Below are 18,683 nucleotides of genomic sequence, written 5' to 3'. Positions count from 1 at the left end.
CAACTAGATACAAAAATTTTTGCCTAGTTCTAGCGTAATTTTCTTAACGTTAAATAGACCCCATATATAAGCAGATTGGTATTATTTTTTATCGAATGCGCGTTTCATGTAGTTAGGTGTAGCGAGTGCACCATGGTGAATACCGTTGTTATAGTACTCGCTGTGCTGTGCAATATTTGCAGCTGCATCTTCTCTAAAACCGTCAAATGCTTGTGATTTACGTGCAAGTGTTACTGACCATAAACCGCTTGGGTAAATTGGTTGTGGAAATGGCAATGTTTGTAAATCGTTAAAGCCTACGCTTAGCATTGCTTCGCGCATTTCAACTAATAATGGCATGTGCATAAGTGGTGATTCACTTTGTTGTACTAAAATACCACCTGGGCGCAGTGCATCTAAACAGCTTGTGTAAAACGCATGGTTAAATAAACCCTCACCTGGACCTACCGGATCTGTGCCATCAACAATCACTACGTCGATAGATTCGCCAGCGGCTTCGCGCATGTATTTAATACCGTCGTCAAACATAACCGTTGCACGGGCGTCGTTATTAGATTCACAAAGCTCTGGGAAGTATTTTAACGACATTTGCGTTACTACTTCGTCGATATCTATTTGCGTTACAGTTTCTACGCCTGGGTGTTTTAATACTTCGCGTAAAGTACCGCAGTCGCCGCCGCCAATAATAACGACGTTTTTAGGGTTTGGATGCGCTAAAAGTGCAGGGTGGCTGATCATCTCATGATAAAAGAAGTTTTCGCGGGTTGTTACCATAGTACACCCGTCGATGATCATTAAATTACCAAAGTCTGTGGTTTCAAACATTTCTACCTTTTGAAAAGGAGACTGTTTTTCATCTAACTTTTTATTAATACGTAATGAAAATGCGCTGCCATCGCGGTCGCTAATTTCAGTAAACCACTTACTTTGATCTAAATTTGCCATAGTTACTATTACACTTTTTAGGTTGAGTATGAAAAAGGGGCAATTCTGCCAGTGCTTGGCGTTTTGCTCAATGACATTTTAACTGATTTGACGAATAAAGTTAGTTAGGAGTGAGTGAAAGTTCAATTTTTGTTAGCCTAGTGGATAGTGACGTATTAAAATGCGCCTTTATACCTAATTGACTAAAGAAGAGTTGCCATGACCTGGGGTTTAGAAACAGCACGCGCCACTTATAACGTTGCTCATTGGAGTGATGGTTATTTTGATATTAACGCACAAGGCGAACTGGTGGCTTACCCAGATGGCGACCAAACAAAACCGGCCATTTCTTTAACGCAATTAACTGAGCAGTTTAAGCAACAAGGTTTAACGTTGCCGGTTTTAGTACGCTTTACTGATATTTTAAAAAATCGTGTAGACACACTTACTAACGCGTTTACGCAAGCGCGAGCAAATCGTGAATATAACGGTAAATACACCTGTGTTTATCCAATTAAAGTAAATCAGCAACGTTCTGTAGTAAGTAAGCTATTAGCGCATCCAAGCGGGCTTGTTGGCCTAGAAGCAGGCTCAAAGCCAGAACTTATGGCTATTTTGGGTGTAGCAAAAGAGCCAATCACAATAGTGTGTAACGGCTATAAAGACAGTGAGTTTTTACGCCTAGCGTGTATTGGTCAAGCAATGGGCCACAGCGTAAAAATTGTGGTAGAAAAACTTTCAGAACTGACCACACTACTTGAAGAAATAGACAACCTAGGCATTGAACCGGCTATTGGTATTCGCATTCGCCTAAACTCAGTAGGCAAAGGCAAGTGGCAAAACACGGGCGGCGAAAAAGGCAAGTTTGGTTTAACAGCAGGCCAAGTACTAAGTGCTGTTGAAGTGCTTAAAAAGCATAATAAGCTGCACTTAATGCAAATGGTGCATTTTCATATTGGTTCTCAAATTGCCAATATTCGTGATATTCACCGTGCTTTACGTGAATGTGCACGCCACTTTGCTGAGCTTACACAATTAAACGTACCGTTAAATACCGTTGATGTGGGCGGCGGCTTAGGTGTTGATTACGAGGGCTCTGGCTCGCGTAGTGCATGTTCAATGAATTACACCGTAGAAGAGTATGCGCGTAACGTAGTGAATGCATTTGCTGAGGTGTGCGACCAACATAACCTTACGCATCCGGCCATTATCACCGAGTCGGGGCGTGCTTTAACTGCTCACCATGCGGTATTAATTACCGATGTAATTGACGTAGAAAAAGCGCCTAATCATTTAAATCCAGAGCCACCGCTTGAAAATAGCGCATTAGTGCTTGATGAAATGTGGCAGTGTTTACAGCGTTTAAACCCGCGTATGGCATTAGAGATTTATCACGACGCTATGCACTTATTTAGCGAAGCGCACGATCAGTACGTGCATGGCTTAGTAAGCATGCTAGAGTGGGCGAAAATAGAGCAGCTTTACTTTACTATTTTACATCGTGTACGTGCATCGCTTAGTAATAATGCGCGCGCGCACCGTGAAGTACTCGACGATTTAAACGAAAAGCTTGCTGATAAACTCTTTGTTAACTTTTCATTATTTCAGTCGTTGCCTGATGTATGGGGTATTCAGCAGTTGTTTCCTGTTATGCCAATCGAAAACTTAACTCAGCCACTGACTCAGCGCGCGATTATTCAAGATATTACCTGCGATTCTGACGGGCAGATTCGTGAATACGTTGAAGGCGCGGGTATCGAAACCAGCCTACCAATACCAGAATATAAGCATGGCGAGCAATACCACATTGCTATGTTTATGGTAGGCGCGTATCAAGAAATTTTAGGTGATTTACATAACCTATTTGGTGACACTGATTCGGTGCACGTAGAGCTTAACGACGATGGCTACGTGTTAACCAATGCCATAAAAGGTGATAGCGTTAAGGATGTATTAAAGTTTGTTGACTATGATAGCGCCATTTTAGCTGACAACTTTGCGTACCAAGTTAATAAACTTGATGTATCGACGCAGTGTAAAGAAGGTTATTTAGCTGAGCTTAATGCAGGCCTTGAAGGCTATACCTATTTTGAAGATTAATTTGTAAGCAACTGAAAGCGCAGTATTAGTGGCTGCGCAATGTTTAAAGGAATGGAAGTAATGTCAGTTATTCGCAGTGTATTTAGTATTGTTTTTTACACAATAAACACACTTTTTTGGTTTGTGCCTATTTTTGTTTGTGGGCTTATAAAGCTTATCCCTATTAAGCCTCTACAAAAGCTTATGAGCTGGGCAGCTAAGCAATTTGCAACTATTTGGGTTACCTTTAATAGCTTAAATCAAGCGTTATTTACGCCAACTAAACTTAATGTAACTGGCCTTGAAGACCTTAAACTAAAAGATTGGTACCTAGTAATTGCAAATCACCAAAGCTGGGTCGATATTTTAGTATTACAGCGTGTGTTTAATCGTAAAATTCCATTTTTAAACTTCTTTTTGAAAAAAGAGCTTATTTACGTGCCTATTTTAGGTTTATGTTGGTGGGCGCTTGATTTTCCGTTTATGACTCGCACGAGTAAAAGCCAATTAAAAAAGAATCCAAAGCTGCGTGGCAAAGACTTAGAAACCACACGTAAAGCCTGCGAAAAATTTAAAGAGATGCCAGTAAGTGTGGTTAACTTTGTAGAAGGCACTCGTTTTACTACGCAAAAGCATGAGCGCCAAAATAGCCCGTTCCCACATTTATTAAAACCAAAAGCGGGCGGTATTGCTTTTGTAATGCAAGCAATGGGCGAGCAAATTACTAAAGTGGTTAACGTCACCATTCATTACCCAGATGGTATTCCTACTTTTATGGATTTTGCTGGTGGTAAGGTAAAAAATATCAACGTACACGTGGAAGTAAGGCCGGTAAGCGAAGAGCTTATTGGTGACTACACAGGTGATTCTGAATTTAGAGTTCGCTTTCAAAGCGAGTTAAACCGCTTATGGGAAAACAAAGAGCAAACACTACAATCGCTCGAAAAAAACCATAAGTAAAAGGTAAAAATATGAGCTTACAGTTATGCTAAAAAAGTGGTTACCAAATTGGCTTAACGGCTTAATTGTAGGCTGCGTATTGTTTTCTAATGTAATGCTTTTTGGCTCGCTAGTATTTGTACTGGGCCTTATTAAGTTATTACTGCCTTTGCCTGTGGTTAACTCTATATTACACAGCGCTTACCGAGGTTGGTGTAACGGCAACCGTTTAGGGCTTTGGTTAGGTTGCCCTAACATTGTGGTTGATATAAGTGGCGACTTAAACTCAAAAAGTTGGTATTTACTTATTTGTAACCACGCGAGTTGGTTAGATATAACTGTACTTAGCTCATTACATGCATTGCCTGCCCCTAAGTTCTTTTTAAAAGACGGGTTAAAATACATGCCTTTTATTGGCACTGGTGCGTGGGCCATGGGTATGCCGTTTATGAAACGGGTAAGCAAAGCGCAGCTTGCTAAAAATCCAAAGTTGAAAGGGTTGGATGTAGAGCGCACGAAGCGTAGCTGTCGTAATTTTCGTCATCATCCTACTACCATCATTAATTTTGTTGAAGGTACACGCTATACGCCAGCCAAACATAATCTGCAACAAAGTCCTTTTAAACATTTATTAAAGCCCAAAGCGGGCGGCATTGCTTTTGCGCTTGAAGTATTAGCCGATCAATTTGATGCCATGCTTAATACAAGTTTAGTATATAGCGGTAAGACAGATCACGTTTGTCGTAACTTGCTAAAAGGTGAGCTAGATTCTATTTATGTTTCAATAGACGTAACGCCCATTAATGACAATATGCAGGGCAGCTATCAAAGCGATGACGTATTTAAAGTTAATTTTCAACATTATGTGAATGAGCTATGGGTTGCTAAAGATCAGCAGCTTGCCGACATTTATGCTCAACAAGATTTACCTGAACCACAAATCAGTAAGGAAATTGAAACACTATGACCAACACCCATCTTCAGGAATTAATTGCTCCTTGGTTTGAAAAAGTACCCGACGCGGATTTTCTTAGCTCAATTACCGGAGTCTCAATAGGAATATTCTCTTTATTAATTGTTTACTTATTTACTCGTAGATTAATGTTACCTGGCATTCAAAAAATAGTGACGAGGCTTTCTCCTGAGCGAATTGGTGCGCTTTCTCCTATGCTTAATAAGCTAAATAAGCGTATTGCCGGAATGCTGTGCTGCGTATTGTTTTTAGCTACGTTTGATAGCGTATACCCAGTTAATGAAATTGCAGGAGAAATACTAAAAACGATAGGACAAGCTTTGCTTATTATTTATGCTGGCTTTATTTTTAGTAGTATTGTGAGTATTGCAGGTACTATTTATAACCAGTTAGAGTTTGCACGCGAAGTCCCTATTCAGGGCTTAATTCAGGTTGTTAAGCTAATAACCTTTATTGTGTGTGCAATTTTAATTGTGAGCATTTTCCTTGAAAAGTCACCTACTTATATTCTCTCTGGCTTTGGTGCTATTGCTGCTGTTACGTTATTAGTATTTAAAGACACTATTTTAGGCTTTGTAGCCAGTATTCAAATAGCAGCAAATCGCCTAGTAACCTATGGTGATTGGATCCAAGTAGAAAATTATGGCGCCGATGGCGAAGTGATTGATTTGGGTTTAAACACTGTGAAAGTGCGTAACTGGGATAATACCATCACAACTATTCCAACTTATATGTTGGTGGCGGGCTCGTTTAAAAACTGGCGCGGGATGCAAGAGTCGGGCGGTAGGCGTATTAAACGTTCACTCAATATTGATATGCACAGTATTTGTTTAGTAAGTGATGAGTTTAGAAAGCAAATTGATGCGGCTATTCCGCTGCACGACTATATTCGAGTGACGACACTACCTGCGCAAGTTTCTAATTTAGGGCTGTTTCGTCGCTATGCTGAAGGCTATTTAAAACAGCACAGTAAAATTAATACGTCGCTTACGTTAATGGTACGGGAGCTGCAACCACTAAACCATGGTTTACCTATTGAGTTTTATTGCTTTAGTGAAGACAAACGCTGGATTTCGTACGAGCATTTACAAGCCGAAATAATGGATCATTTACTTGCGGTATTACCCGTGTTTGGGCTTAGAGCGTATCAAAGTGTAAGTGGACAATTAAGCCCACCTAGCGAGCAACAAACAGATAAGCCAACATTTAGAGTGATGGCAAATAGTGTTGTAAAAGACCCACAGCAATAAATAAAGCTAAGAGCCACCAAATAGGTGGCTTTTTAAATCGCAGCCATGCAAATGTAATTATTACTAACGCAACTTGCCAAAAGTTATGCACAGCCGATGTCCAAATTGGCGAATACAGTGCAGCCGCTAAAAAACCGACTACCGCGGCATTAAGCGCCGCTATTGAACTTGCAAAGCGTGGTTTGTTTGCCAAGTTAATCCAACTCTTCTGAAACGCCAGTATAAGTAAAAAACCAGGCATAAATATAAGCAGTGTAGCTATAAGGCCACCCACTAGAGGTTGCTCAGTAGTAAGTTGTGCGCCTAAGTAAGTAGCAATAGTAAACATAGGCCCGGGCACTGCCTGAGCGCTCGCGTAAGCACTTAAAAACTGATCATCACTCAATGCTGGTACGCCAGCTTGAAGTACCGGCAGTACTACGTGTCCGCCGCCAAACACCATTGCACCTGCCTGGTAAAAAGGGGTAAACAAAGCAAACTCATGCCCTAGTGGAATAAAGCTAACACCAAGTAAGAGCGCAAATAACCCCAGTGCAATCCAGTTAATATTACTTTTTGTACTGCTAGCATCTTTTGCTACTGTGCCAAGTTTTAATAAAGGCCATATAGCACCTATTGTGGCAGCGGTGATTAAAATTGCTATTTGAGTTCCCATCATTGGAAATAACACCAAAGCAAGTGTACTCATTACCGCAAGTAACTTAAGCGCAGCACTTGTACAAAAGCTTTTAGCCATACTAAGTGTTGCATCAGCGACTATAACAACGGCAAATAACTTTAAGCCTGCAATAATAGCAAAGTAAACGGCATCAAACTGATGGGCACTAACCGCAAGCAGCACCATTATTAAAAACGAAGGCAGAGTAAAGCCTAAAAAAGCAGCTATACCACCAAGTACCCCAGCCCGCTCAACGCCAATAGCAAAACTAACTTGGCTAGAGCCAGGCCCAGGCAGTGCTTGGCTTAAACTAATAAGTTGTGCGTAACGCGTGTTAGTTAACCAATTTAACGAGTCTACAAAGTGACGTTTAAAATAACCTAAATGCGCAGCGGGGCCACCAAAGCTCATGCACCCTAGTAAAAAAAACTGTCTAAAAATAGCAATTAACATTGCGCCAATATCCTTTGTAAAATTCATTAAATTGTCACAGCGTAGTATGACATTTTTATTAAAATGGCACATTAGTTTGAGGTCTGTTTAACAATCAAGCAAGATGCGTTGCTTTTAACACTCTCTTCATAGTTTGTTCATACATGTATTTGCATACTCTTGCTAAATTCTTAATGAATAGGGTATCACCATGACTTTAACTAAATCACTTTTAAGCGTAACCGTAGTAGCTGTATTACTTTCTGGTTGTGAAATGAATAACACAGGTAAAGGAGCCGCTATAGGCGCCGCAGCCGGAGGTGTATTAGGTAAGGCTACGGGTAATCATAAAGATAAACGTATTTTTATTGGTGCAGCTATTGGTGCACTGGCGGGCGCTGCTGTTGGCGACTACATGGATAAGCAAGAAGAAGCATTTCGTGATGAGTTAGCGGGTTCAGGTGTTGAAGTAGTGCGTGAAGGCGATAACTTACGTTTAGTAATGCCATCAAACATTACGTTTGCGACTGCTCAGTCTTATATTTCATCAGGCTTTAACGATACGTTAGATGCGATTGCTAAAGTAATGAACAAGTACGAAAAAACCTACCTTAGTGTGCAAGGGCATACTGACAGTACGGGTAAAGATAGCTTCAACATGAACCTATCGCGTGAACGCGCACAAAGTGTGAAAGACTATTTAGTGAACCAACAAATTATGGCTACACGTGTTAGCACTATGGGCTATGGCGAAACACGCCCAATTGCAACTAATGATAGTGCAAATGGCCGTGCTCAAAACCGTCGCGTAGAAATTCAGATAGTGCCAAATACCGAAGAATAACTAGTCTTTATTGAACTGTAATTCACACAGTTTTTGATACAACGGGTTACTTGCTAACAACTCTTGGTGAGTACCCGTTGCTATGATTTCCCCATTTTCCATTACTACAATTACATCTGCATGTTTTACCGTTGCCAGCCTATGGGCAATAATTAACGTTGTTCTGTTTTGCATTAAATGCTCAAGTGCAGCTTGTACATGGTGTTCGCTTTGCGCATCCAGCGCGCTGGTGGCTTCATCAAGAAGAAGTATTTCAGGGTCTTTTAATATGGCACGTGCAAGCACAATACGCTGCTTTTGCCCACCCGATAACCTCACACCCTGCTCACCTAAAAAGCTGTTATAACCTTGCGGTAACTGTTTGATAAATTCATCGGCATGCGCATACTTTGCTGCGGCATATACTTGCTCATCGGTTGCACTTGGGTTGCCGTAGCGGATGTTATGCATTACGTCGGAGCTAAATAAAATAGGGTTTTGCGCTACCATGCCCATTTTATTACGCAGAGTATTAAGTGATAGGTCTTTAATGTTTACATCTTTAAACTTAATAGCTCCGCTAGCCGGATCGTAAAAACGTTGTAGCAATTCAAATAACGTTGTTTTACCTGCGCCAGAAGGGCCAACAATTGCCACGGTTTGGCCTTGATTTATATTTAGGCTTATTTTATTAAGTGCACTTACATCGGGGCGTGAAGGGTAGTTAAAGCTAATGTTTTCAAGTGCAATTGCGGGGCTGCTACTCTCTTGCAGTAAATTACTATCTTGTGGATTTAATGGGTTTTCTATCTCACTTTTAACGGCAAGTAACTCAAGCAGCCTTGCTGCCGCGCCTGCTGCGCGTTGTAGTTCGCCATATACTTCAGCAACGGTTGCCACCGACATTGCCACCATAATAGCGTAAAACACAAATGCACCTAACTCGCCGCCGGTCATAGTACCCGCAAGTACATCGTTACCACCTACCCATAACATAGCGCTAATAGCACTAAAGGTTAAAAAAATCACTACGGCTATTAAAAATGAACGTTGCTTAATGCGTTTTTTAGCTACGTTAAAGGCTTTTTCGGTCTCAAGTGCAAAAGCATATTGCTCTTGTTCTTCATGGCTATAGCTTTGCACTACTTTAATATTTTGTATGATTTCGCCTGCATAGGTACTTATATCGGCAATGGCATCTTGGCTTGAGCTTGCTAGTTTGCGTACCTTGCGACCAAATATCATCATAGGGACAAGTACCAGCGGTACACAGGCAACAACTATTAAGGTGAGCTTCAAATTAGTAAACAACAACATAGCAAGTCCACCAATCAACATAAGTACACTGCGCAGTGCCATAGAAAATGATGAGCCGATAATTGATTGCAGTAATGTGGTGTCGGTGGTTAAACGCGACATAAGTTCGCCACTGCGGTTTTCTTCAAAGTAGCTAGGGTGTAGCGTAACAATACGATTAAACACGGCTTTTCTAATATCGTTACTTACCCGCTCGCCAATCCACGACATTAAATAAAAACGGCTAAAGGTACCGATCGCTAATAAGCTGATTAAGCCAATGAGTACCAGTACAGCTTGTTGTAATTGATCTTTGGAGCCTGCAATAAACCCATGATCAATAACAAACTTAACCCCCTGACCTAGTGATAAGTTAACCCCCGCAGTGACCAATAGCGCGGCTAGCGCAGCTACTACCATCCATTTGTAAGGTTTTATAAAAGCAAAAACAGGTAATAAGCTGCTAAAAGCTGCTTTTTCGGATGCAGAGGTGTTTTTTGACATAGTGGATTCTTTTTAAAGGTTAAGGTATAGATATGGCATCATCGGATTAAAAATCAATAGTATTAAATATCATCAATAAGGAATTGTTATGACAACAAAAATAATAAGTGGTGAATTTACAGTGGCTTTAGCGCCAATTGAAGGTTACGCCAAAGGGCAGCAAGGTATTAACTTAGGACGCATGTCGATTGATAAAACATTTAAAGGTGACTTAAATGCTACAAGCCAAGGCGAGATGCTTAGCGCAATGACGCCAACCCAAGGCAGTGCGGGTTACGTGGCAATAGAGCAAGTGATAGGTGAGCTTGAAGGTAAGCAGGGCAGTTTTGTACTGCAACACTTTGGCACTATGAATAAAGGACAAGATAGTCTTATTTTAAATGTTATTCCTGATTCAGGCACAAATGAGCTAAAAGGATTAACTGGCAGTATGAAAATACGCATTGAGCAGAGCATTCACTATTACGACTTTGACTACCGCTTATAAAATGGATAACAAACAATGCAAAAAATAGTAGAATTTAAAAGGCGTGGTTTTTTAGTAACGGCATTGATGTAGATGCTTTGAATGAGCGCATATACCACTTAAATCAAGAAGGTTGGAAAGTAATAAGTATAAATACCGCGACTGCTTTTCAAGGCCAAATAACGGCCTATATATTATTAATAGAAAACGATGAACTATAAGGACAAAAATGACATTAGCAGCATGGTTTAGTTTAGTACTTGTATGCATGATGGGTGCAATGTCGCCAGGCCCAAGCCTTGCAGTTGTACTAAAGCATACAATGAGTGGCGGAATGAAAAACGGTATGCTTGCTGCACTTAGCCATGGCATGGGTGTTGGGCTTTATGCGGCAGCTTCGTTACTTGGTTTGGGGACATTGATGGCTCAGTTTCCAACGGTATACCAAGTACTTGTATATTTAGGCGCTGGGTATTTAGCTTATTTAGGTTTAAAAATACTATTAGCAAAACCCAATAATGACGAACTGCAAGTACAAAAAAGTGAGATAAGCGCAACTAAAGCGTTGCAAGATGGATTCGCCATTGCCTTTTTGAACCCCAAGCTCGCTATTTTCTTTTTAGCCTTGTTCTCACAGTTTATTGACCCGCAAAATCTCACTTTAAGCATTGGCATTATTATGTGCTTAACCGTGTTTGTAATTGATACAGGTTGGTATTTACTAGTTGCAGTACTTACTGAGGTTTCAAAAAATCGCTTTGGTTTTACTAAGCAGAACCCATGGCTTGATAAAATACTGGGGGTTGTGTTTATTGCTCTTGCTATAAAAGTCGTTATTAGTTTGTAAGATTGAGTAGAGATTATTGAAGTTTGCAGAGTGTATTTTTAGTTATATAGATAAAGGATTAAAACAATGACAAAACATATTTTAAAAAGTGCATCTTTCGACCCGAAGGTTCAGCAATACTGGATGCTAATGGCCGCTTTTTTTAGTGTACTAGCGCTGGTGACTATTCCGTTGTTACCCATTGTTTTAGCTATTGTATGGCTGGTGGGCGGGCGAATACTCGCAGCTATGTCGGCTGATTTATTGCCGCAAAAACTAGTTGTTAAACGTGGCATATTATTTAAAGTAGAGAAATCAATTCCGCTTGAAAAAATAACTGATGTTGGATTAAGCCAAGGACCGCTCATGCGATTATTTGGATTATATCGTTTGAGCTTTGAAACAGCAGGGCAGTCAGGAAATGGTGCATTGGTATCTTTACTTGGTGTAGTTAATGCGAGTGAGTTTAGAGAGGCGATACTTGAGCAAAAAGATGTATTGGCTAATCAAGGTAAAACGTCGCAGCAGGCAACAGAGCAAAGTGAGAAAGAGCTACTGAGAGCACTTACTTATAGTGTTAAAAATATTGAGCAGATGCTACTTGTTTTAGTTGATGAAAGGCAGCAAAAGTAACCTGTTTTAAACTTGTAATACTTATAAGGATGTTTTTATGAATACGGATATAAAAAATATATTTAATAATCATCCTGAGGCAGCTAAAAGTACGCTTATACAATTACGAGAGCTAATTTATACCGTAGCACAAGAGCAAAACTTAGGAGCTGTTGAAGAGTCTTTAAAGTGGGGAGAGCCAAGTTATAACACAATAAATGGTAGCCCCATTCGCGTAGGCTTTAAGGGCTCATCGTGTTATTTGTTTTTTCATTGCCAATCAAAGCTAGTAAGCACATTTAGAGAGTTGTACTCTCATAATCTTACCTTTGAAGGAAATAGAGCAATAGTGTTAAATAGTGAAAAGCCATTACCAGAACACCCAGTTAAAGAGTGTATTAAATTAGCACTGACTTATCACAGCGTTAAACACCTACCTTTGTTAAGCGCATAATTATAAGTACTTAGTAGATACTTAAAATACGCTACATATTTGGTTTGCGTCACAGGTAATAACAGTCACGTTTTCATAACCCACACGCGTTAATGCTTCTGCTCCCAACGTTGCGCGTGCACCACTTGCGCAGTGCACGTAAATAGGGCGAGCTGCGTCTTTTTCTATTTCCATTAGTTTCATTTCAAGTAATCCACGCGGAATATTTATAGCGCCGGCAGCCGATTTTGTCGCGTGCTCTGCAGGTTCTCGCACATCAATAAGTAAACCTTTATTTTGTTCAAGCTCGAGTTTTGCTTGCGCTGCGTCAATACGGCGTTGGTTAGGTGTGATAATTTTTAGTAAGTCAGGGATTGATGTAAGCATTAGTTTGTAAATCCTCTTTTTTTTAAAAAAGACATTAATGAGTGCTACTTGGTATAAGTAGGTTGAATTGAGTTAATACTTATAAATAACGTTAAAAATTGAAAGTTACTTTATATAAAGTAACTTAATAGTGCGGATACTGCTACAGCACTTCCGCCGATTAATAAAATGGCATCGCTAGTTTCATGGCCATCTTAATATTAGTAAAACCTAATGTTAATTATATTAGAACTTACTAATGTAAAAGTCTATACTTAAAAAGGTATCAAAAAGAGAAATAATAAAATGAATATTGAACAACTAGCTGTCAACGCAGAGCAAGCCGAACAGTTTTTAAAATTAATGGCTAACAAAAATCGCTTAATGATTTTATGTAGTTTATTACAAGGTGAGCAAAGTGTAGGTGAGCTAAATAAAAAGGTACCTTTAGCGCAGTCGGCGCTATCTCAGCATTTAGCAAGTTTACGCAAGGCAAATATGGTTGTTACTCGCCGAGAAGGGCATACTATTTATTACTCATTGACCGACCCAAAAGTTGAGTCGATCATTGCTTTGTTATATGAGTGGTTTTGCCGACAAGAAAATACTAAATAAACGTAGCTATTTCATCGATAGATTTTTTATCCAGTGCATGAGCCGGTATTGTTGCATCATCACTTGGGTAGCCTGCAATAAGTAGCATGTATGGGCGTTCATTATCTCTATCGCGACCACATATGTCGGTTAAAAAGCTCATTGGCTTTGGAGTATGAGTAAGGGTTGCCAAACCACTGCGGTGCAAAGCTTGAATTAAAAAGCCGGTAGCTAAACCAACAGACTCATGCACATAATAATTCGTATTTTTATCATCGGTGCTTACACCGCCCTTTTTTTGACTAAATACAGCTATAAGCCAAGGTGCATGCTCTAAATAAGGTTTATTGGCGTCGGTACCTAACGGCTTTAGCGCATCTAACCATTCTTCACCTGCTCTGCCTTCGTAAAAAGAACGCTCTAGCTTTTCGGCGGCTTCTCTTATTTGTTTTTTTACATCGCTACTGTTTATAGCCACAAAATGCCAAGGCTGATGATTCGCTCCACTAGGTGCTGTGCCAGCTGCTTTTATACATGCTTCAATAATATTTTTTGGTACTGGGCGATCGCTAAAGCTACGAATGCTATGGCGGCGTTGGCTGGTTTGTAAAAACTCGTTAGCACGATTTAGCATTTCGTCGTGTGGATATTCTATAAAGTCATTTAACGGCTGGCTTTGGTGATCTTGCATGGCTTTTCGCTTCTTATAAAAAGTATATGTGGTTTTTATACCGAGTGAATACAGTGCAGGCAAGTGTTATGAGTTTAAATTGTGTTTATTTGTTGTTACAAATTTAACCAATAAGTAACTTATGTTCCTGTTTTGCTTGTGATATAAAGCATCATAAAAATAATTACTTATACTCAAGGAAGTAAAAATGCTATCAATAACAGGGTTATCTAAAACCTACGATAACGGCGTACATGCACTACAAGGTGTTGATTTATCTATCGGTAAAGGGATGTTTGGATTACTTGGGCCAAATGGCGCAGGTAAATCATCGCTTATGCGTACCATTGCAACGCTGCAGTCGGCTGATTCAGGTTCAATTACTTTTGATGGCATTGATGTATTTAAAGACCCACAAGCTTTGCGTCAGCGTTTAGGTTACTTACCACAAGATTTTGGTGTGTACCCGCGTGTTAGTGCCTACGATTTGCTAGATCATATGGCTGTTTTAAAGGGGATTCATAATAAAGCCGAGCGTAAAGAGTCGGTTGAAGGATTACTTGCACACACTAATTTATATCAACATCGCTCAAAAGCGGTAAGTGGCTTTTCGGGCGGTATGCGTCAGCGTTTTGGTATTGCACAGGCATTACTGGGCGACCCTGATTTACTAATAGTTGATGAGCCAACAGCGGGGCTAGACCCAGAGGAACGTAATCGTTTCCATAACTTATTAGTAAGCTTAGGCGAGCAAAAAGTAGTTATATTATCGACCCATATCGTTGAAGATGTTGCAGAGCTTTGCCCAAATATGGCGGTGTTGGCTGGCGGTAAGATTTTACTAGAAGGTAACCCAATAGCGCTTACCGATAAGCTCCAAGGACAAATTTGGCGCAAAGCCATGAGCCAAGAAGAAGCGCAAGAACTTGAGCCACAATTACCGGTTATTTCTAAGCGCCTATTTGCAGGGAAAACAATTTTACATGTAATAGCAGAGCAAGCCCCACAAGGGTTTGAAGCAAGTAATGCAAATTTAGAAGATGTGTATTTTTCTACTCTGCTTAATCATCGTAACAGCCAAGTAGCATAAGGAGGCGTTATGTTTTTTAATATGCTCGCGTTTGAGCTGCGTTATTTCGCGCGTCAGCCTTCGTTTTATGTGACCTCATTAATCTTCTTTTTTATGGCGTTTTTTATAAGCTCTAGTAGTAAGTTCCCGTTAGGTGGGGCGAATGTTCATATGAACTCGCCTTTCTCTATTATGCTTTTAACCGTTACATTTTGTACACTCGCTATGTTTTTAGTGGTTAACTTTGTTGCCAGCTCTGCTATTCGCAACAGTGAAAGCAAAATGGATGAGCTGGTTTTTAGTAAGCCTGTTAATCCTGTGCCTTATCAAGCAGGGCGTTTTTTTGGTTCTTACTTAGTTGTACTTATTGTGTTTTTAAGCGTGCCATTGGGTGTGTTTTTAGGGTCGCAATTTGGTTTATTAGTTGGCTGGCTCGATGGCGAATTGATTGGTCCTAATAAGCTAATGTACTACGCTGCGCCTTATCTTTATTTAGCAGTGCCAAGTTTACTGGTGCTTTCGGCTATTTTTAATAGTGTAGCGGTCTATTTTAAAACCATGATGTCGGTGTATGTAGCAGCTGTTGTGATTTTTATAGCCTATCAAATTGCCGGCGTTTACTTTGATGATTTAGCATTTAGAAATATTGTTGTTTACGCCGACCCATTTGGCTCTGGTTCGTTAATTGATTTAACACGTTATTGGACTGTAAATGATAAAAACACAGAAGTGCTAACGCTCACAGGTGACCTTTTAGTTAACCGTATATTGTGGGTGGCAATCAGTGTTGCAATGTTTTTTGGCCTTGGAAAGCTAAGCAATCGCATAGTAACTAAAAAACAGAAGAAGCAATTTAAAGTCTCTGCTTTTGTACAAAATAAACAAGCTGCACTTATCAATAGTGCTAAAAATTATAAATCAGCGGGGGTTAGTACTAAATCTCAGCTAATAATGCGCAGTATATTCGAACTTAAACAAGTTATATTTAGTGCTCCTTTTATGATTTTAGCGGGTGTAAGCATTGTAACGCTTATGATCCCTCTGTTTGCGCCTATTGGTGCTTATGGCACTACTAACTGGCCTTTAACTCAGAATATGGTAAATGTTATTAGTGGTATTTCCGGTTTATTTTTGTTTGTTATTATCGCTTTTTATAGTGCTGAGCTTGTGTGGCGAGAGCGACAAAGTGGCATGGGCGATATTGTTGACAGCTTTCCTGTACATAACAGTGTTTTTTGGGTGTCAAAAATACTGGCTTTAATCGCCGCTATTTCTGGGTTGTTCCTCGTGGGAATGATACTCACAATTACAGTTCAGTTATTTAAAGGTCAATTTAATTTAGAGCTAGGACAGTATTTATTTAGGATTGTTTATTTATCGATTTTACCGTTAATTATGCTGACGGTACTCGCCTTCTTTTTACAAATTATTAGCCCGAATAAATATGTAGGAATGGGCTTGTTTATTTTGTATTACATAGCGCAAAAAGTGATGGGTTCTTATGGGTTTGAGCACCATATGTATCACTTTTCGCAAAGCAGTAGCGTACCGTATTCTGATATAAATGGTTATGGGCACTTTTTACAAGGCGCGCATTGGTACACATTGTATTGGGGTGCGTTAAGTCTTGTTTTAGCGATTGTTGGGTTTGCGTTATGGCATCGTGGTCCTTCACAAACGCTGCGCACACGCCTGTCTATGCTTCGTTATAATATGTCGTTAAAAGGGCAAGCGGTTGCGGTTATTAGTGCATTAGTGTTTGTTGGTGCAGGCTACAATATTTATAACAACACAAGAGTTTTGAACGAGTTTACTACGAGCGATGAGTTTCAAGACAAGCAAATAAGTTATGAGCAGCAGTTTGCACAATACAAAGACTTAGCACTACCTATGGTGACCGATGTTGACTTAACTGTTGATATTTTTCCAAAAAAGCGTGCTTTAAGTGCTGTGGCAAAAATTAAATTTACCAATACATCTAACGAGCCAATTACGCGAGTGTTAATAAGCTCACCTCAACACGCTAAAAGTTGGGATGTAGCCATGGCAGGCGGTAAGATAGTTGAAAAATTACCAGCGCTTTATTCAGCATGGTTTGAGTTTGAGCAGCCGCTTATGCCAAACGAAATAAGAGAAGGGCAACTGTCGGTTACTCGCGATCACAAAGGCTTTACTGATCAAGGTTCTGATACACAATTAGTTGCCAATGGCACTTTTATTAATAACTTTGAACTCCTCCCTAGCTTTGGTTATAGCCGTGGTTTACAGGTAGCTGATAAATTTGAACGCCGTAAGCATGATTTACCAGAACTTGAACGTGCCCATAAGCTAGAAGCCAGTCAGTACTATACACAAAGTAATTTTGGTGCAGCTAATGGGTTTATTAACTTTAAGGCAACGGTAACAACCGACGAGTCGCAATTTGCTATTACCCCAGGGTATTTACAAAGTGAAAGTGTAAAAGACGGGCGCCGCACTTTTGTTTATGAAATGGATGCGCCTATTTTAAACTTTTATGCGGTGCTTTCGGCAGAGCTTGAAAGTAAAAAGGTTGAACATAATGGGGTAAATATTGAGGTGTATTACCACAAAAATCATGCATGGAATATTGACCGTATGATTGAGTCAGTACAAGACTCGATAGATTACTTTACACAAGCATTTGGGCCGTATCAGCATAAACAGCTACGTATTATTGAGTTTCCTAAGTATCGCTCGTTTGCACAAAGTTTTGCCAATACAGTCCCTTACTCAGAAAGCATGGGGTTTATTACAGACTTAAGAGATGAGAGTAAAGTTGACTACCCTTACTATGTTACCGCACATGAAGTAGCGCACCAGTGGTGGGGGCATCAAGTGTCGGGAGCAAATGTTGAGGGGAGCGCAGTTATTTCTGAAACGCTTTCACAGTATAGTGCGCTTATGGTGCTAAAAAAACGCTTTGGCGGCGAGAAGCTACGTAAGTTTTTAAAATATGAGCTTGATAGGTACTTAATAGGGCGTACAGGGGAAGCCTTTGAAGAAATGCCACTATATAAAACGCAGTCTCAACAATATCTTCATTACAATAAAGGATCAGTTGTGATGATGGCGATTTATGATCGTTTAGGTGAAAAACGTTTAAATGATGCACTCAAATCATTTTTAAATGAATTTCAGTACCAATCAACACCATACCCAACTACGCTTGATTTACTTAGCTATTTAAAACAAGACGCAACGCAAGCAGAACAAAGTTTTATTGACGATCAGTTTAAATATATCACCTTGTATGAGCTTGAGATGAAAGATGTTTCAGTTACAGATAGCGCTGATAGTGATGGCTTTTATAGCGTTACGCTAAACATTGAAGCCATTAAACAGCGTGCGGATGGCCAAGGTGAAGAAACCGAACAGCCGCTCGATGAGCTAATTGATATTGCATTATTTAGCGACGACCCTGAAAACTTACTAGCTGATGACTTTGTTATTTACTCGCACAAGCATCAAATAGTATCTGGAACCAATACTATTGAGCTAAAAGTAAAAGAAAAGCCACTATTTGCGGGGGTTGATCCTTACATTAAGCTGGTCGATAAAGACAGTAAAAATAATTTAGCTAAATTCTAACGTCTATTTATTTACTAACCACTTAAACTGACTACTTTAAAGGCCGCATTTATGCGGCCTTTATGTGTAATAAACTGTATAAAACTTCATAGCGTTTCTACATATTCCCCACAGCTTTTTACGCTAATATTTTATGTTCTCTTATAAAGTTACCTTACTG

The 18,683-nt window shown here is 39.8% G+C and carries 17 protein-coding genes; 12 read left to right on the top strand and 5 right to left on the bottom strand.

All coding sequences use genetic code 11. The annotated features are described in order from the left end of the window. Nucleotides 1–81: 81 nt before the first annotated feature. Nucleotides 82–945, bottom strand: coding sequence for a polyamine aminopropyltransferase (gene speE / locus GQR38_RS17320; protein WP_007584590.1), 864 nt, complete (start codon nucleotides 943–945; stop codon nucleotides 82–84). 198 nt (nucleotides 946–1,143) lie between these two features. Between speE and speA the strand changes: the two genes are divergently transcribed. Genes speA through GQR38_RS17300 form a run of 4 tightly spaced genes read left to right on the top strand, consistent with a single transcriptional unit; the run spans nucleotide 1,144 to nucleotide 6,165 of the window. Next, nucleotides 1,144–3,024, top strand: coding sequence for a biosynthetic arginine decarboxylase (gene speA / locus GQR38_RS17315; protein ID WP_007584591.1), 1,881 nt, complete (start codon nucleotides 1,144–1,146; stop codon nucleotides 3,022–3,024). 60 nt (nucleotides 3,025–3,084) lie between these two features. Beyond that, entirely contained in the window at nucleotides 3,085–3,963 is an 879-nt protein-coding gene (locus GQR38_RS17310) for an acyltransferase (RefSeq protein WP_007584592.1), read from the top strand. A gap of 25 nt (nucleotides 3,964–3,988) precedes the next feature. After that, nucleotides 3,989–4,909, top strand: a complete 921-nt coding sequence (locus GQR38_RS17305) for an acetyltransferase (RefSeq protein ID WP_165722788.1) — start codon at nucleotides 3,989–3,991, stop codon at nucleotides 4,907–4,909. Next, on the top strand, nucleotides 4,906–6,165 hold the full coding sequence (locus GQR38_RS17300) for a mechanosensitive ion channel domain-containing protein (protein ID WP_165722787.1): 1,260 nt from the start codon (nucleotides 4,906–4,908) through the stop codon (nucleotides 6,163–6,165). The genes GQR38_RS17305 and GQR38_RS17300 overlap by 4 nt, the downstream gene beginning before the upstream one ends. Here the strand turns inward: GQR38_RS17300 and chrA are convergent. Continuing rightward, nucleotides 6,122–7,276 carry a chromate efflux transporter gene (gene chrA / locus GQR38_RS17295; protein WP_165722809.1) on the bottom strand — a complete coding sequence of 385 codons (1,155 nt, stop codon included), beginning with the start codon at nucleotides 7,274–7,276 and terminating at the stop codon, nucleotides 6,122–6,124. The two genes, GQR38_RS17300 and chrA, sit on opposite strands and share 44 nt — an antisense overlap. Before the next feature lie 190 nt (nucleotides 7,277–7,466). Between chrA and GQR38_RS17290 the strand changes: the two genes are divergently transcribed. Continuing rightward, nucleotides 7,467–8,099 (top strand): OmpA family protein, encoded by a 633-nt coding sequence (locus GQR38_RS17290; protein WP_165722786.1) that lies wholly within the window; start codon nucleotides 7,467–7,469, stop codon nucleotides 8,097–8,099. On the opposite strand, the gene GQR38_RS17285 is transcribed toward GQR38_RS17290, so the two are convergent. After that, nucleotides 8,100–9,878, bottom strand: a complete 1,779-nt coding sequence (locus GQR38_RS17285) for an ABC transporter transmembrane domain-containing protein (protein WP_165722785.1) — start codon at nucleotides 9,876–9,878, stop codon at nucleotides 8,100–8,102. Nucleotides 9,879–9,966: 88 nt separating this feature from the next. On the opposite strand from GQR38_RS17285, the gene GQR38_RS17280 reads away from it, so the two are divergent. From GQR38_RS17280 to GQR38_RS17265, 4 genes are all read left to right on the top strand, one after another. Then, complete coding sequence (locus tag GQR38_RS17280) at nucleotides 9,967–10,365, top strand: DUF3224 domain-containing protein (protein WP_165722784.1); 399 nt, start codon at nucleotides 9,967–9,969, stop codon at nucleotides 10,363–10,365. Nucleotides 10,366–10,573: 208 nt separating this feature from the next. Beyond that, nucleotides 10,574–11,191 (top strand): LysE family translocator, encoded by a 618-nt coding sequence (locus tag GQR38_RS17275; RefSeq protein ID WP_165722783.1) that lies wholly within the window; start codon nucleotides 10,574–10,576, stop codon nucleotides 11,189–11,191. Nucleotides 11,192–11,257: 66 nt separating this feature from the next. Beyond that, nucleotides 11,258–11,803 (top strand): PH domain-containing protein, encoded by a 546-nt coding sequence (locus GQR38_RS17270; RefSeq protein WP_165722782.1) that lies wholly within the window; start codon nucleotides 11,258–11,260, stop codon nucleotides 11,801–11,803. 37 nt (nucleotides 11,804–11,840) lie between these two features. Further along, nucleotides 11,841–12,236: a DUF1801 domain-containing protein gene (locus tag GQR38_RS17265; RefSeq protein WP_165722781.1), complete on the top strand. Its 396-nt coding sequence runs from the start codon at nucleotides 11,841–11,843 to the stop codon at nucleotides 12,234–12,236. 21 nt (nucleotides 12,237–12,257) lie between these two features. Here the strand turns inward: GQR38_RS17265 and GQR38_RS17260 are convergent, their stop codons facing one another. Beyond that, nucleotides 12,258–12,602 carry a rhodanese-like domain-containing protein gene (locus tag GQR38_RS17260; RefSeq protein ID WP_024591370.1) on the bottom strand — a complete coding sequence of 115 codons (345 nt, stop codon included), beginning with the start codon at nucleotides 12,600–12,602 and terminating at the stop codon, nucleotides 12,258–12,260. A gap of 285 nt (nucleotides 12,603–12,887) precedes the next feature. Here GQR38_RS17260 and GQR38_RS17255 point away from each other — a divergent pair, with 285 nt between their 5' ends. Then, complete coding sequence (locus GQR38_RS17255) at nucleotides 12,888–13,196, top strand: metalloregulator ArsR/SmtB family transcription factor (protein WP_007584618.1); 309 nt, start codon at nucleotides 12,888–12,890, stop codon at nucleotides 13,194–13,196. Here the strand turns inward: GQR38_RS17255 and GQR38_RS17250 are convergent. Then, entirely contained in the window at nucleotides 13,189–13,866 is a 678-nt protein-coding gene (locus tag GQR38_RS17250; RefSeq protein WP_165722780.1) for a nitroreductase family protein, read from the bottom strand. The genes GQR38_RS17255 and GQR38_RS17250 overlap by 8 nt on opposite strands. A gap of 187 nt (nucleotides 13,867–14,053) precedes the next feature. Between GQR38_RS17250 and GQR38_RS17245 the strand changes: the two genes are divergently transcribed. After that, nucleotides 14,054–14,935, top strand: coding sequence for an ABC transporter ATP-binding protein (locus tag GQR38_RS17245; protein WP_007584623.1), 882 nt, complete (start codon nucleotides 14,054–14,056; stop codon nucleotides 14,933–14,935). A 9-nt stretch (nucleotides 14,936–14,944) separates the two neighbouring features. Further along, nucleotides 14,945–18,523 carry a M1 family aminopeptidase gene (locus tag GQR38_RS17240; protein WP_165722779.1) on the top strand — a complete coding sequence of 1,193 codons (3,579 nt, stop codon included), beginning with the start codon at nucleotides 14,945–14,947 and terminating at the stop codon, nucleotides 18,521–18,523. The last annotated feature ends 160 nt before the right edge of the window (nucleotides 18,524–18,683 follow it).

Source organism: Pseudoalteromonas sp. c7(2019), from assembly GCF_011378625.1.
GTDB classification, from domain to species: domain Bacteria; phylum Pseudomonadota; class Gammaproteobacteria; order Enterobacterales; family Alteromonadaceae; genus Pseudoalteromonas; species Pseudoalteromonas arctica.
This window is presented reverse-complemented; position numbering and strand designations above follow the sequence as displayed.